This window comes from Methanobrevibacter sp. (assembly GCF_045130115.1).
Classification (GTDB): Archaea; Methanobacteriota; Methanobacteria; order Methanobacteriales; family Methanobacteriaceae; genus Methanocatella.
This window is the reverse complement of record NZ_JBGUPC010000059.1, coordinates 1-15,662: the sequence shown is the minus strand read 5'-3', so window position 1 is coordinate 15,662 and position 15,662 is coordinate 1. Positions and strand designations below refer to the sequence as shown.

The window sequence follows — 15,662 nt, the reverse complement described above, 5'->3', positions numbered from 1 at the left end:
TCAGATGTCAGGGGTTTGCTCGGCAAGGCATAGGTGGCAAATCGCATTCGGATTGTCCTTCTGGTTATCTTTTACAGGACAGAAATAGTTGCCGTCAATTTCTTCAACAGACAGATTTCCTGGAAATTCGCTTCCAACAGGATGGATGGGTTCTTCTAAAATAAATGTTGTGTAAAGAGCAGTAATGACATAAATTAATGGTAATTTATCATCTTTTGCATCGGACATTCTTTCTTTTTCAAATGTTCTTTTAAGTAACGGAAAAGATTCGTTCAATGCAGTTTTATCAATTGCATCATCGGCATAATCCTCTTTTTCTTTAACTTCGTTCATGCGTATTATGAAATATTTTATATAGATTGTCAGATATTTTTCACGATATTGCTCTTGAATGTATTCTCCGTCTTTTCTTATATATGCTGTAGCCAGCATTAAATCGTTTACGGATATGATACGGGCGTATTTTTTTAGAATATCCATTATCTGTGACTTTCTGATTTCTGCATTTTCAGATAATTCTTCAAGTTCCACCAGTATGTCTTCCGGCATCATGATTTTATATATAAAATTTATAATTAATAAAAACTATTAATTACTTCAACATAATTATTAGTAATGGGGTAAGAATATGACTGAAGATTTCATGGAGATTTCAAAAGAGGACATTGAAAATGTCGAAAATGCTTTAAAGACTAATAGTGATTATAAGTTAAAAAATTCTAAATTCGATGTAAAATCCTTTGAAAAGGGAAAGGACATTATCATAATACAATATGTTGCAAACATTGAAAATGAGCTTGTTTTCAGCACATATGAGGAAAACGGCAAATATTACATAACAAACACTTTCGAACTGTTCATTGATAATATCATAAACGGCAATGTTTCACGTGATGTTTTCCAGTCTGTAAGCAGCTATTTTTATGATGTAATTGACAATCCGGATACTGATTTTACCGATGAGAAAGATGAACTGATAAGCTTTTTACTTCTTACAGAGGATTATGATGAATCTCAGCTTCAAAATGATTTGGATCCGGAAAAAATACGCATGGATTATAAAAATGATTATGATAGGATTTACTCCGACGAGTCCATGAATAGGGTTGAAAAGAGCCTGGCCCTAAAGGAGCTTGTCCACATGTCAATCTGTCAGGTCGTCAATGATATCGAGTTGTTTTTCACAAGGCCTTCCAACCTGACTCCCGAAGAGGTTGCTGAGAAAAACAAGCAGGAAGCCAAAGCGCTTGAAAATGAATTGCAGATGTCCTAAATATTTAAGTATTATTATTATAATAATTATTAATATCAATTTGCTTCGATGATTATATGATAAATATTACCCGTAATGAAGAGGTTGTCTTAAATCAAATTAAAATCTATGATATTGAGTATCCTGAAGGTGTTCCAGTCTCTATACTGCGAAAGGAACTTGGGTTTCATGAATATGACCTGGTTCACATTTTAGAGGAACTTCAGGATAAGGATTTGGTTATCTTTAAGGATAACAAGGTCAATCTCTCTGAAAGTGAAAAGGAAATAAATACGGTCAATTCCAAAAAGGATTTGGAAGAACTTGAATTGGACCAAAAGGAAAAGGATTCATATAAGTTGATTAAAGAACTGGTTGATGATAAGAATCTTGTTTCTAAATACACTTTGGAAGGTCATTTGTTATATGGGGATTTGGAAATTAGTAATTTTAGGATGTACCATATAATATTGTCTCTTCAAAACAAAGGCCTTTTAAAATCAATTAATAAGGACGACGGGGAGTATTACCTTCTTGTTGAATAATATTTTTTACATTTTTCTTAATATTGAAGTATTATTATTTTCTAATTTAATCATAATATTTATATAACTTAAAAGTAAAATATATTGATATAATTATTGAAATGATGATGTGTTTTTTATGATGAGAATAAGTATGTCACTACCTAAAAAGTTACTAGCAGATTTTGACGAAGTATTGAAGGAAAGAGGATACCAGTCTCGTTCAAAAGGAATTCGTGATGCACTTCAAGATTACATTGTAAGATATCAATGGATGAATTCCATGGAAGGGGAAAGAATTGGTATTATAACAATCATATATGATCACCACTACACAGGAGTCATGGAAAGCCTTGCAGAAATCCAACACAGTTTCAGAAACGAAATCAACACAAGCATGCACATTCACATGACTGATAAATATTGTATGGAAATTGTAGTGGTAAATGGAGATATTGCTGAAATTCGTGATTTAACCGAAAGGATAATGAGACTTAAAGGTGTTGAACACGTAAAACTCACAAGTACAGCAAACGGAGAAGATTTCAGGGAACCTGGTCACCCACATGACCATCCACACACTCACTAACTTCTCTTTTTTTTATTTTTTTTACATGAAATTTAGAACGACTCCTTATCATCATGACTTATTAAAAGATACGGATAGATTAGCCGTTTTTTATGAAGCTATTGAGCAATATGATTCGGACACAGATTTAGCATATGATTTGGGTTGCGGAAGCGGAATATTATCCTATTTTTTAAGTTCTAAGTTTGGGGAAGTAATCTCTATAGAGGCTGATTTCAAGGCATTCAAGTGTGCCAAGGAAAATTTGGCCGATTTTGGCAATGTTCAGGTCATCAATGATGATGTTCTCGAACATGATTTCACAAGAAAAGCTGATTTGATAGTTTGTGAAATGCTTGATACTGCATTAATCGATGAGGAAGAGATTCCAGTATTGAATTATGCAAAGGAATTCCTAAATGATGGAGGCAGAATCATCCCTCAGGGCATCATAAATACGGTTGAGCTTGTCAATATGCAAAGGCACCATATCCACTGGGACGAGGGTGCAAAGTATGATGCGCTTTCAGATGAGGAGATATATTCACAATTCAACTTTCTGGATGATATCAATCCTGATTTTGCAGCTGATTTTAAGTTAAGCGCCAATAAAGACGGTTTGCTAAACGGATTGAAGATTACAACCTACACCAAACTTGATGATGATATAATTGCCGGGCCTCTGCCCATGTTAAATCCTCCATTATTGATTCCATTGGATGAACGGCAAATAAAGGTAAATGACTTTATACATGTTGAGATAAAATATAGTATGGGAAAAGGGATTGAGAGTATAAAAACTAGATATGTATAGGTGAAAATGTGGGCTTTGAATCTCAATTAAACAATTTTCTTACAGATTGTGAGAAACTGATTGTACTTGGAGTAGGCAATGAGCTTAAAAGCGATGACGGTGTAGGACCATTCATCATAAAGAGGCTTAAAGAGGAAAACGTTGAAAACAGTAACCTTTTATTCATTGATGCCGGAACCGTGCCTGAAAACTTCACTGGAAAAATCAGAAAGGAAAATCCCACTCATCTGATAATTGTTGATGCATGCTTAATGGACTCAAATCCCGGAGACATGAAGATAGTGGATAAGGACGAATTTGCAAACATCGGCATTTCAACTCATTCAATGTCCCTGTCATTCTTTGTAAGGTACCTTGAAAAGGACACTGAAATCAGAATAATATTTGTTGGCATCGAACCTGAAACTATGGACTGGGGAGTAAAGCCTACAACAAAAGTTGAAAAATCCGCTAATGAATTTATAGAAACGCTAAAAGGAATTATATTATGAAACTATTGTTTATCGGTTCAAGATTATATGATGATTTAGACTGGTATGTAAAGTCTAAAGGAATAGAAAGCATTTTAACAGAATCTAATGAAGATGCAATCAACCTTGATTTGCCTGATCAGGTTTTCATCGTTCCTCGTGGAATGGATGGACCTAAACAGGTTGCATTGATGCAGAAAGTTGATGCAGTCGTTCCGTTGATTGGAATCGACCCTCCATTGATTGATGTCGCTCATATGAAAGAGGAGTTGGAATCAGAATATGAGATTCCGGTAGTTGCTGCAGGAGTCAGAGCGGTTGAATTGACTTCTGATAAGATCAAGACTAAAGAATTCTACACCGAAATAGGTGTTGTCACTCCAAATTATCAGATATTGGATAGTCCGGATGAATTGTCAATTGATTTTCCTGTTGTCTTGAAGCAGGGTAGGGGACAAGGCGGAAAGGACATCAAGGTTGCCAGATCAATTGAGGATGTTGAGGAATATTTCAGTGAATTCGACCAGGCGTTATGTGAGGAATTCATTGAAGGTGCTGAAATATCCATTGAAGTTTTGGGGTTCAATGGTGAATTTGTAGCGCTTCCACCAATATATAAAGGAGAAACCACTCTTGAAGGAACTCACCCATTGAATAAAACAAAAACAGGCCCATGCATGGTTGAAGGTTTGGACAATAACCTAGTCCAGCACACTGCCTATAAGGTGGCAAAGAATCTTGCTTCCGACGGAATATTCGAAATGGATTTCATGTATTCAAGGAAAAATGACCAGCTTTATGCAATTGAAGTGAATACAAGGCCTAACGGTACCAGATATTTAACTACTGCTACATGCGGAGTAAATTCATTATGTGAATTGGTTAATATGGCTATTGGGGAGTTTAGCTTATCCAATATTTCAGATAAACTTCAATATTACTATTCAACAGAAATCCCGATTGGAAATTATCAGGGTCCCGCACCAAATGAACCAGTAAAATCTTTTGAGGCTAATGATTTTGTTGTACATGGTCCTGAAGGTTATCAGAGAGTAACTGCAAGGGCAGGTTCCAAACAGGAACTTGAAAAATTAGTTGAAAAATTAATCTGAAAGTCTGTGTTATAAGTTATAATTAAATACTATTATCAATATATAATTAAAGTAATATTAAATATTGATATAGTGTGGTATAATGAATAATACAGATATGTTAATTCTTTTTTTAATAACATTATGTGCTACAATATTCTTTACATGGTATATTAAAAGAATATTATTAAAGGCAAGGATTGCTGACAATCCTATAGTTAGTGAACATAGACATAAAAGCGGTACTCCTACAATGGGAGGAATAGCATTTTTATTTACAATTTCCTTTATTATTTCACTATATTATCAGAATACTCCAATATTGCTCGTATCATTCATTATGCTTGCAGGGGGAATTGTAGGTCTTGTTGACGATTTAATCGGTCTAAAAGTAAAGGAAGTTCAAAAAATTGTTGTGAACATCTCAGATGAAGTAATTGCTTTGGGAAGACTTGATGTTGAACCTGGTGAGGAAGTTCGTGTTGCAACTCCAAAGGCAAAAGCGGAAGTTGATGAATTGCTAAAAGATGGAAAGGTTGAAGTTGTAGGTGAAGTTCCAATCAAAACAGAACCCGAAGAGGTTGAAAAGATCATTTGTCAAATTGTTTTGGGATTATTCCTGGGATTCACCGGTGCTGTAACAACATTGGGAGGATTTCAACTGGGAATATTTGCCATTCCTGTCGTTGTAATAGCAATTCTGGGTTGTATCAATTCAGTCAATCTCATTGATGGTATGGACGGCCTTGCGGCAGGAATCGTGGGAATCGCATCAATTTCCTGTTGTGTGTATGGTTATCTGTTTGGACCTGCAAGCATTATTCCTCCATTCTTGATTTTGGCAGGAATATGTTTAGGATTTTTAGTATTCAACAAGTATCCCGCATCCATATTCATGGGGGATACCGGATCATTTGTATTGGGTACCGGTTATGCTGCAGCGGTTCTTGTATGTGACATTCCATACTTCGGCGTTCTTGCATTGGGCGTACCGATTATTTCAGTCATTGTGAGCCTATTGCACAGGGCACATATTATTAAATTGCCTGTAGAGCCTTTACATCATACCTTGAACCATTACGGCATGTCCGAGGTAAAGATTATTTTAACATACTGGGGAGCTACAGTTTTATTATGTATTATTGGTATTCTTGCTAAGATGTACTTATTCTAATTATTTCGGTGATTTTTATGGATATTCAAGATTTGGCTGACGCAATTAATGGAAAACTTATAGGAAATGATGATTTTTTCTCAATTGATGGATTTACTGGAAAATTCACTTTTTTGCATGATGCTCACACCGGAGACATTGTCATAAGGGAATGGGTTGATCCGGTTGGTGTTGAAATGGCATTTAATCAGAACATTGCCTGTTTGATAACTCCCGAACCGAGGGACGGAGCTATTGAAACCGCAAATAGATTGAACTTTCCAATGATTATTATCGATGACATTGATGCTGCAAGTATATTTGCATTAAGGTTTTCCAAACCAGACAAATTGGAAAACATCTGTGATTTGGTAAGTGCCGTTGAGGGAAAAATCGTCGGCAATGATGAATTCTTTTCAATTGATGGATTTACTGGAAGATTTACATTTTTAAATGATGCCCATACAGGCGATATTGTCATTAGGCATTGGATTAATGCAACAGGCATTGAAATGGCATTCAATAAAAACATTGCCTGTTTGATAACACAAAATCCCAAAGATGGAGCTATTGAAGAAGCGAATAGATTGAACTTTCCATTGATAATCACAGATAAGATTGAACTTGCAAATGCATTTGCGCTTTCACATACTATACAGAACTATTCTCCGCTTTCCAAAAATGTTGTGGTTACCGGAACCAATGGTAAATCAACAACATCACACATGATTTATCACATTTTGAATAATGCGGGTTTTCATACATTGACAAATACGGACAGCGAATCAGAATTCAATACTTTAATCGATCCTATGGTTTCCAAATTGATTTCAGATGAAGTTAAAGAAAATGGGCACATCGATTATTTGGTTATTGAGGTATCTGAAGTTCAGGGATGGCTTGGAAAGCTGATGGAAAACCACGCCGCATTAATGAGTCAAGCTATTGAGCCTACAGTAGGTGTCATAACAAATATTGCAATGGACCATATAGGTCTTGTAAACTCAATCGATGATGTTTATGATGAAATCAAAGGAGTTCCAGAAGCTATTGGTAAAGGAATCACTGTTCTAAATTATGATGATGAATTGGTAAGGTCATTAGATGCCAAAAATCCGTTTTTCACATCTATGTCTCCTCTTGATAAGGAGAATGCAGTCTACTTTGACGGCGATGCAATAATTTATAAGGATAATCCTATTTTGACTGTTGATGAGCTGCCGTTTAGCGGAAATCATTTCATTCAGAATATTCTGTCAGCTATTGGGGCATGCATCTCTTTAAAAATAGACATTGATAAGATAGTTGAAGGTGTAAAAACCTATAAGGCCTTAAACAGACGATTTGCCAAGTTAAATGATGAACCCTTAATTTATGATGATTTTGCACATAATCCTGATGGGATTAAGGCTACAATCTCTGAAACTCTCAAGTTGCTTCCTGATAATCAAAAATTGCATGTAGCCTGTGCAATCAGAGGTTCCAGAGGAGTTGAAATCAACCAATTGAATGTTGATGCTTTAGTTGAATCTATGGATGATAATATAGAGTTGTATTTGTCCTCAAGCAATGATGTTGTAAATGATTTGAATTTTGTGGAAGATGAGGAAAGAGAAGTATTCTTCAATACTTTAAATGAAAACAACATAGATTATACTCATTTTATTAATCTGAAGGATTGTTTGGCGGAAGTTTATAAGAAAGCCGATAAAAAGGATATAATTTTGTTAATTGGTGCTCAGGGAATGGATCCCGCCGAGTCACTTTTAAGTGACATAATATAAATTTAAATATTATATTGATTTAATATATTAAATGTATAATTCATTCTTTTAAAAGAATATGACTACTATGAGGATATAGACATGTTTATAAAGATTAGGAGAGACACATTAATAATTTTATTATTAGCGTTTATTTTAATTCTTTGTGGTCGTTTAATCACATATGTTGCATTTGCTTCATCTGCTGACATTGATGATGGTGTTCCTATTTCAGGAGTCATTGTTAAAGGCAATGACATTGTTCCTGTAGATACTATCAGATATAATGTTATGCAAGCTGGTTTTAGGGATGGAAGTGTGATTTATGGAGATATTTTAAAAACTTCCAAAAGAGAAGTTTCCCTGCAGGATGCGATACAAACGGCTCAGGAATTTGCAACACGGTCGACAGTACCCGGTACATCTGTTGAGCCAATTACTGCAGCTGATGTGCAGGTTGATAAAAACACCGGTGTTGTTACTGTAACTGTTATAGAAGACTTTTCTTCTGTTGAAATAAATAACAAAACGATGGGGTTGGATAAATGAAGTTCAATAAGTTCCATGCGTCCATTGTTTTTTTAATCATATTTTTAATGACAATGAGCAGTGTCGCTGCTACCTGTAACATTATTGTCATTACCGATCCTTCCGGTAATGACCCAAACGGTGCAGCAGCTGGAAGTATGTCTTTTGCAGACAACATGTTCCAGTCTACATTTATCATGTCTAAAAATAATCATTTTGCAGTACTCTCAGGGGGTACTGGTAGTTCTGATACAAGGCTGGATTCTGTTATTGATGCAATTGCCAATTTAGAAAATAATGCTTCTGCAGCTTCTGCAGCATCCCTTGCTTCTCAGTTTAAAGGAGCTCGTCTGGTAGTTGGTGGTCCAAGTATTGGAGCCGCTGTTGGAGGTTCATTTAATGCTTATGTAATCACTGTTGATGATGCAAGTAATGATATTAAAGTAACACCGTATACCAGTGGTGTAGCTACATTGCAGCCTGGTCAAAAAGGAGCAATTATTCACTTGAGGAACACTGAAGGAAATCCATTATACGGTACTGCAGACACTGTTAGAAAAGAAACTGCAATGAATATTGGAAAAATGATTAGGGACGGATACCCTGCAACAACTATTCTTTCAGAGGCAATGGGTGAAGTTGCTAAAGATTCAGGTGAAAAATACGGTGGGGGTGGAGTAAACTTAGTTTCCGGCATTTCCACTGATGACATGTTCACTCCAATTGAGATGAATCAAACCGGTTACCCTATGGATGAGGAATACTCAAAGGTCTGTGATGAATGTGGATGGGCTATGGGTTATCCTAGAGCGGAATCAATTGATGCATGTCCAGTTTGTGGAGCGGGACTCAGGACCGTTTATGCATATGAGGCATTGGGTTCTGCATTGACTGTAAGTCCAAATGCGGTCAGTGTTTCAGTCTATGGAAGTGACAAGCCTGGTTTGGCATCAACCACATCAGAAATTGTTGAAGCTTCAGTTGCAAAATATGGATATGATGCATCAGCTATTGCAGGCTCAATTAACAGAGGTATTAACAACGGACTTTTAATGGGTGTGGACCATGTGGAACCTAAGGACATTAATGTTAAGCAGGGTTCAAAAGCTGTTGGTGTTTATTATAATGCACTTCCAGGTGACAGGTCAGCTCCGGCATGGGATTTGCCTATTGACGGAAACATCCTAAACGTATTGGGCAGTATTCAGACTGTTGTAGGAATTATTTTAATCCTTTTGGTCGTATTTAGATCCAGATTATTAAAATCTTTCCAGAATAGGTGATTATTGTGGCGTTAATACTGATTAGAGGCGAAAATAATTCCAAATTGCTTAGTGCAATTGCAGATATGGAACGTCATGGTAATTTGAATCTAACTACAAAACCTAAGGTTGTTGATCCAAAGTTTGCGGATTCCTTGGTTGAAGGAATCCTAAATTCAAAACTTAAAACCACATCTAATGTTGCCATTGCATTTTTTGTAAAGGAGGATACTACATTAAGTATTATGCAAGTTAAAAAAATTCATCCTCCGGCTCATGTTGTGGTTGTTAGCGATGAATATGATGCCTATTCCAAGTTGGAATATGTTTTGAACAATGCTGATGAATTCAGTGCATATCATTCCACTAAAGCTATTAATGATGGTATGATTGATTATAAAATAGATAAAAAAGAGAGGCATATCAGAAATGATAAGCTAAATAGCTATGTTAAATAGCTATTTTCTTTTAATTTTCATAATATTGCCCAGTGTTCTTTCTCCAGAGGAACTATTTACAAATTGATTTAAGTCAATATTATCTACTTTTTCAAGCAACTTGATGCCTAATGTCTTTTCAAATTTTTTTGTGAGTTTCACATCAGGAGTCATTTTGCCGGTTTCAATTCGAGTTATGACTGAAACTCTTTCGTTGATTTTTCTGCCTAAATCTTCACGGGACCAGTCCTTTGCTTCTCTGGCTTTTCTAATTTCAAGGCTAAAGTCTTCAATTAATTCTTCTGAAGGTTCTTCACTTCTAGAGTAAGGCCTATTCCTTGTACTTGCTGGTCTTTGATTTTTGTTCTTATTCTGTTTTACAAATTTTGGTTTTGGAGGTGCTTTTTGAATTTTTCCAAGTTTTGAGCACTCTTTACAAACAACCATTACTGATCCTTCAATTTTTGCTTTTATAGGATTGTTTTCTGGCACGGGTTTGCCGCAGATTTCACATTCCATTTCAATCAGTTCCTTTATTTTTTCTAAATTAATATATATTATTAATGTTATATAATGATTGTTAGTATGGAATAAAATGAATACCTTTAAATACTTTAAAGTTACTAATTGTTATTAAAGTAACATGTTGTTGAAATTTTAAACTAACTGGAGATGATTCACATGGATGATTATAATGATTTGGAAAATTCTTCAAAAGAACAGTTAATCCAAAAGGTCGATTTTCTACAAGAGGAAATTGATATTTTAAGAGAAGAAAAATCCAAAGCTAAAAGTAACTTAATGTGGAAAGTTAGGAAATTAGAAAAAGATAAAGTCTTAATAGAAAATGAAAAAATTAGGCTTGAAAGAGAAGTTAAATCTCTCAGATCAGAAGTTGATAGATTCAGATCCCCTCCGTTAGTGCTTGCTACTATTACAGAAGTATTAGATGATCATAGAATGACAGTTAAAAGCAGCACAGGACCTAGTTTTCTTGTTAATTACTCAAAATTCTTAGATGAAAAATTATTGGTGCCTGGTTCAAGGGTAGCTTTAAATCAACAGACATTCGGTATTGTTGAAGTATTGCCTTCCGAAAAAGATGCAAATGTTTCAGGAATGGAAATTGAAACCAAACCAGACATTTCTTATGACCAAATTGGTGGTTTGGAAGAGCAAATCAGAGAAGTCAAAGAAACTGTTGAACTTCCTTTAACTGAACCTGAGCTATTTGAAAGAGTTGGAATAGAACCGCCTAAAGGAATATTGTTATATGGACCTCCTGGAACCGGTAAAACCTTGCTTGCAAAAGCGGTTGCTAATGAAACTAACGCTACATTCATTAAGATTGTAGCTTCCGAGTTTGTTAAAAAATACATTGGTGAAGGGGCAAGGCTCGTTCGTGAAGTATTTGAACTCGCTAAGGAAAAAGCACCTGCCATCATATTTATAGATGAATTGGATGCGGTTGCAGCAAAAAGGCTTAAAAGTTCCACCAGTGGAGACAGGGAAGTCCAAAGAACATTGATGCAACTTTTAGCAGAACTTGATGGATTTGAGTCCAGAGGTGACATCGGTATTATCGGTGCAACTAACAGGCCAGATATTTTAGACCCTGCACTTTTACGTCCGGGTCGTTTTGATAGATTCATTGAAGTTCCTCTTCCAAATGAAGACGGCAGACGTGAAATTCTTAAGATTCACACTAAAAACATGTCATTTGAGGAAAAGGCTGATGTTGATGTATTAGCCAGTTTAACAGATGGCTTTTCCGGTGCTGATTTAAAGGCAGTATGTACCGAAGCAGGTATGTTTGCTATTCGTGCTAAACGTGATAAGATCACTGTCGATGACTTTATGAAAGCTGTAGATAAGGTCATGGATAAAAATAAAGAGGACGAAATATTTAAATCAGAAGCAGGAATGATGTTTGGATAAATTTAATTACAATAAGCCTATGATGAACCCTATGAGCTCTGATATGTGATGAATGATGGGCGAGCTGAGGCTTATTTTTTATAACTTTTTTTTCTAAAACTTTATTATAAATAAATTCTAATAGTATATTATGTTATTTAATAGAAATGATGAAAGAGCAAATGACAGAGTCATCTATAGCGCTAAACCTAACATGATTTTAGGATGCAAAAAAGCGGTATTAGGCATTGTTTTATTAATCGTTATTTTAACTGTATCCCCTATGGCAATCAGATTTATAGGGAAAATGCAGGTCTATTTAATCTCTAGAATCAACCTTTCATTAACAAGCTATACTGCCATTGCTTTTTTTGTAATCATTCTTATTACGGTTATTTATATAATCTGGCAGTTGGTCGGATGGTATTCAACTGAATATATATTAACCGAAACTAAAATTATTATCAAATCCGGTGTGATTTCCACTAAAAAGAATTACATGCCTTATGCGACAATTCAGGATATTAACACTTCTCAAAGCATTATTGGAAAAATAATTAATGTCGGATCTATTTCTGTTTTCAGTGCTTATGACAACAATCAGCTGGAGCTGAGCAATATTTCCAACCCTTCCGAAGTCGAGGAAATCATATTCTCAAGGATGGTCGGACCAAGAAATTTCCAGGCCCCTCCACAGCAAATGCCTCGCTATGCCGAAAGAAGTTATATGGATGAAAGTGAGTATTATCCTAGAAATGATGATTATTTAAGTCCTGATGACTATTTGGGCAGGAATGAGTATTATGATGAATATGAGCCTATAACTCCAATTACTCATGAAAGGAATTCACATCAAAGAAGACAATATGATTATTATCCTGAAGACTTTGAAAACATCAGCAGTCAACATCCTCGCCATACCTATGAATATGAACCGTATGACAGCGGATTTAACAGGTCCCAAAATGTACGTCAAAACAGTAATCAGAATAATGCAATGCGCGATGAGTATTCATACACTAATGATGATTATTATCAGAATAATAATCGTCAAACTTATTATGATGATGCAGTTGAGGAACATCCTCAAGATGACCATCCACATGCAGATGCTTCCTCTCAAAAAGCTATTCAGAGACATTTTGATAAATTCAAGAGATAAGGTAGTTAGATGAATTTTGATTTTGACGCTGTCATTGTTGGGGCAGGCCCTGTAGGATCCACCATTGCTTATTATCTGTGTCGCAACGGTTTGAATGTCGCAATTTTAGATAAAAAAAAGCAGATTGGATATCCTCTGCAGTGTGCTGGAATTTTAAGCGGACATATCTTTGATCTGAATGAACTTCCAGACGAGGTTGTATTGAATACTGTCAGAGGCGCTTTTCTTCACACTCAAAATCATATTCTGAATGTTAAAAAGGATGAACCCGTTGCATATGTCATTGACAGAATCGCATATGATGGATTTTTATTGAACAGGGCCATTGAAAACGGGGCTGAATTCATCAACCAAAAGGTAATCGAAGTTGATGGTGAAAATGGAATAACATTCCTTTCAAACAATCAGACAATCAAATCAAAAGTTATCATCGGCTGTGACGGATACAATTCATTGCTGTCAAAAAGCATGGGAAACAGTCAGAATAATTTTCCGGCTTCACAGATGCTTGTTAAAATTGATGAGGACAATATCAACTCATTTCGAAACTCAGGGGAAAATGTGGACGATTATGTCGACACTTATCTGTTAAACGATATCCTTCCGGGATTTTTATGGGTCATACCTCTGAAAGATGATTATTACAGGATAGGTTTATTTTCCAATCAAAACCATAAAATTCAAAATCATGTTATTAAAGACTTTCTGGACGCTAACTTCGAATATGAAATCATTGAAAAGTATAAGGGATTCATACCTATATTTGATGATAAAAACAAGCTGGTCGAAAATAGGCTATTGCTGATTGGCGATGCGGCATCCCAGGTAAAACCGACTTCAGGTGGAGGATTGCTGATTGCATTTGACGCATGCAGGATAGCCAGTAAATTTGTAATTGAAGCTGTTGGCAATGATGATATTGGCATTTTAAAAGAATACGAAAAGAAATTCAGGAAAATATACCTGAAAGAATTCAACTACCAATTCAAGGTTCAAAAAACCCTTGATTTATTGTCAGATGAGGATTTGGATTATCTCTTTTCAAAACTGAGGGAAAATGATTGCGAAAGATTGATTTCTGAATATGGAGATATGGACACTCAATCAGGACTCGTAAAAGAATTTATTAAAAGAGGTTTAATATTTAAGATTATACCTACATTTCTATTTAAAAAAGTAATAAACATATTTGGATTTAGGTGAATCTCATGGAATTATTATGTATACAGTCACAGGAACATCCGGAATTGCCACTGGCTGAGCTGAGGGCAGTTATGGAATGTGAAAATATCGATGCGAAAATAGATAGCATAACTGAAGGTTTAGTTGTTTTAAAAGATATTTCAAATGATAATTTCATGGAGTATTATCGAATTTTAACCAGAAGATTGGGATACACCCATGAAGTCCATGAGCATATTTTAAAAACTGATGTTGAAAATTTGGATGCTGATGCTTCAGATGTGGACTGGTCCAGTTTAATTGACAAAAATTTTGCCGTGCGTGTAAAACGAATTCGTTCTGAAATTGACACTGTTGGATATGAAAGAAAGTTGGGAACATTGATTCTTGAAAATTCAGAGGATATTAAAGTCAATTTATCAAATCCAAATACATTGGTCAGGGTAGTTGCATACGGTGATGAATTATATGTTGGCATTGAAAGAATAAAATTAAACAAAAAACATTTTGAAGAGAGCAAACCTCACAAAAGGCCATTTTTCTATCCTGGATCCATGAATCCAAAACTTGCAAGATGTATGGTTAACCTGTCACGAATCAAGGAAGGCGAATTATTGCTGGACCCATTTTGCGGTACCGGAGGAATATTGATTGAAGCGGGATTAATTGGATGTAAGGTAGTCGGATCAGATATATACTGGAAAATGCAAAATGGAACATCCATCAATCTGGACCATTATGGCATTACCGATTACAGGACATTTCATCTTGATGTTCGTGAACTTAAGATGTATGAGAAGGTGGCCAGTGTTGTTACAGATCCGCCCTATGGAATTTCCACATCTACAGGAGATGTTGATGGGGATGAAATTTTCAAAGAATTTTTCTATGCAATCTATGATAATATGAAGGATGATGCATACCTTTGCATGGCATCTCCTCATTATGTTGACTTAAAACCGATGGTTGATGAGGTTGGATTTGTTATTGTCGAACAATATAGAATTAAAATGCATAGAAGTTTAACAAGAATTATTTCAGTCATTCGTAAAAATATTTAATAATTTATAAGTAGCATGAATACATTTATATACTAGTTATTTTTTTCAAGGATTTATCTGCCATGAAACTTCATAATTCTTTTTTATTTTATTATTTTGTTTAATATTTTTTTTTATTTCAATTTTTCTCGATTTTTAAAATTATTTTTACAAATATCTCATAAAATTTTATTTTTATAGAAATTCGAGTTTACAATATTTATTTTAAAATTTAAAAATATTTAATCTAATATTTCATGTTTTAAAATTATTTTGCAATATTTTATAATTGAATTTGTTAATAAAATTTGTCTGTCTATTAAATGTGCTATGTGTTTTATGGCGATGACCTAAGTAACATTGTATGGAACAATTTTTACTATGATGGTTGCTTTCCGCATGTAGCTATACATTTGTGAGTACTTGAATTTTCTCAAGTATGATGTTGGTTTTGTAGTATGTGGTGAATTAGTTACAAACTAGTTTAGTGTAATACTCG

The 15,662-nt window shown here is 34.9% G+C and carries 17 protein-coding genes; 15 read left to right on the top strand and 2 right to left on the bottom strand.

Translation table 11 applies throughout. The annotated features are described in order from the left end of the window. Complete coding sequence (locus tag ACJMML_RS10050; RefSeq protein WP_405307179.1) at positions 1-552, bottom strand: DUF2115 domain-containing protein; 552 nt, start codon at positions 550-552, stop codon at positions 1-3. 76 nt (positions 553-628) lie between these two features. Here ACJMML_RS10050 and ACJMML_RS10045 point away from each other — a divergent pair, with 76 nt between their 5' ends. The 11 genes from ACJMML_RS10045 (at position 629) to ACJMML_RS09995 (ending at position 9,883) form a co-directional block, all read left to right on the top strand. Continuing rightward, a complete protein-coding gene (locus tag ACJMML_RS10045; RefSeq protein ID WP_405307178.1) occupies positions 629-1,273 on the top strand; it encodes a hypothetical protein in 645 nt (214 codons plus the stop codon). Between the two features lie 56 nt (positions 1,274-1,329). Next, the gene (locus ACJMML_RS10040) at positions 1,330-1,797 is read left to right on the top strand and encodes a hypothetical protein (protein WP_405307177.1); all 468 of its coding nucleotides are present in this window, start codon (positions 1,330-1,332) and stop codon (positions 1,795-1,797) included. Positions 1,798-1,915: 118 nt separating this feature from the next. Beyond that, a complete protein-coding gene (gene nikR, locus ACJMML_RS10035) occupies positions 1,916-2,365 on the top strand; it encodes a nickel-responsive transcriptional regulator NikR (RefSeq protein ID WP_405307176.1) in 450 nt (149 codons plus the stop codon). 25 nt (positions 2,366-2,390) lie between these two features. Continuing rightward, complete coding sequence (locus ACJMML_RS10030) at positions 2,391-3,158, top strand: methyltransferase domain-containing protein (protein WP_405307175.1); 768 nt, start codon at positions 2,391-2,393, stop codon at positions 3,156-3,158. A gap of 8 nt (positions 3,159-3,166) precedes the next feature. Continuing rightward, complete coding sequence (hycI, locus tag ACJMML_RS10025; protein WP_405307174.1) at positions 3,167-3,649, top strand: hydrogenase maturation peptidase HycI; 483 nt, start codon at positions 3,167-3,169, stop codon at positions 3,647-3,649. Further along, positions 3,646-4,740 carry an acetyl-CoA carboxylase biotin carboxylase subunit family protein gene (locus tag ACJMML_RS10020; RefSeq protein WP_405307173.1) on the top strand — a complete coding sequence of 365 codons (1,095 nt, stop codon included), beginning with the start codon at positions 3,646-3,648 and terminating at the stop codon, positions 4,738-4,740. Before hycI ends, ACJMML_RS10020 begins: the two co-directional genes overlap by 4 nt. A gap of 82 nt (positions 4,741-4,822) precedes the next feature. Further along, on the top strand, positions 4,823-5,893 hold the full coding sequence (locus ACJMML_RS10015) for a glycosyltransferase family 4 protein (protein WP_405307172.1): 1,071 nt from the start codon (positions 4,823-4,825) through the stop codon (positions 5,891-5,893). A 17-nt stretch (positions 5,894-5,910) separates the two neighbouring features. Then, the gene (locus tag ACJMML_RS10010; protein WP_405307171.1) at positions 5,911-7,656 is read left to right on the top strand and encodes a Mur ligase family protein; all 1,746 of its coding nucleotides are present in this window, start codon (positions 5,911-5,913) and stop codon (positions 7,654-7,656) included. Positions 7,657-7,737: 81 nt separating this feature from the next. Further along, entirely contained in the window at positions 7,738-8,184 is a 447-nt protein-coding gene (locus ACJMML_RS10005) for a hypothetical protein (protein ID WP_405307170.1), read from the top strand. Then, a complete protein-coding gene (locus ACJMML_RS10000; RefSeq protein ID WP_405307169.1) occupies positions 8,181-9,446 on the top strand; it encodes a hypothetical protein in 1,266 nt (421 codons plus the stop codon). The genes ACJMML_RS10005 and ACJMML_RS10000 overlap by 4 nt, the downstream gene beginning before the upstream one ends. Positions 9,447-9,451: 5 nt before the next feature. Continuing rightward, entirely contained in the window at positions 9,452-9,883 is a 432-nt protein-coding gene (locus ACJMML_RS09995) for a DUF356 domain-containing protein (protein ID WP_405307168.1), read from the top strand. On the opposite strand, the gene ACJMML_RS09990 is transcribed toward ACJMML_RS09995, so the two are convergent. Beyond that, positions 9,884-10,381 carry a multiprotein bridging factor aMBF1 gene (locus tag ACJMML_RS09990; protein WP_405307167.1) on the bottom strand — a complete coding sequence of 166 codons (498 nt, stop codon included), beginning with the start codon at positions 10,379-10,381 and terminating at the stop codon, positions 9,884-9,886. Positions 10,382-10,534: 153 nt separating this feature from the next. Here ACJMML_RS09990 and ACJMML_RS09985 point away from each other — a divergent pair, with 153 nt between their 5' ends. The 4 genes from ACJMML_RS09985 to ACJMML_RS09970 all read left to right on the top strand — a co-directional run bounded on the left by ACJMML_RS09985 (position 10,535) and on the right by ACJMML_RS09970 (position 15,184). Continuing rightward, entirely contained in the window at positions 10,535-11,800 is a 1,266-nt protein-coding gene (locus tag ACJMML_RS09985; protein WP_405307166.1) for a proteasome-activating nucleotidase, read from the top strand. A gap of 130 nt (positions 11,801-11,930) precedes the next feature. Continuing rightward, the gene (locus ACJMML_RS09980) at positions 11,931-12,941 is read left to right on the top strand and encodes a PH domain-containing protein (RefSeq protein ID WP_405307165.1); all 1,011 of its coding nucleotides are present in this window, start codon (positions 11,931-11,933) and stop codon (positions 12,939-12,941) included. 9 nt (positions 12,942-12,950) lie between these two features. Further along, positions 12,951-14,144: a geranylgeranyl reductase family protein gene (locus ACJMML_RS09975; protein WP_405307164.1), complete on the top strand. Its 1,194-nt coding sequence runs from the start codon at positions 12,951-12,953 to the stop codon at positions 14,142-14,144. Between the two features lie 5 nt (positions 14,145-14,149). Then, complete coding sequence (locus ACJMML_RS09970) at positions 14,150-15,184, top strand: TIGR01177 family methyltransferase (protein ID WP_405307163.1); 1,035 nt, start codon at positions 14,150-14,152, stop codon at positions 15,182-15,184. Positions 15,185-15,662 lie beyond the last annotated feature (478 nt).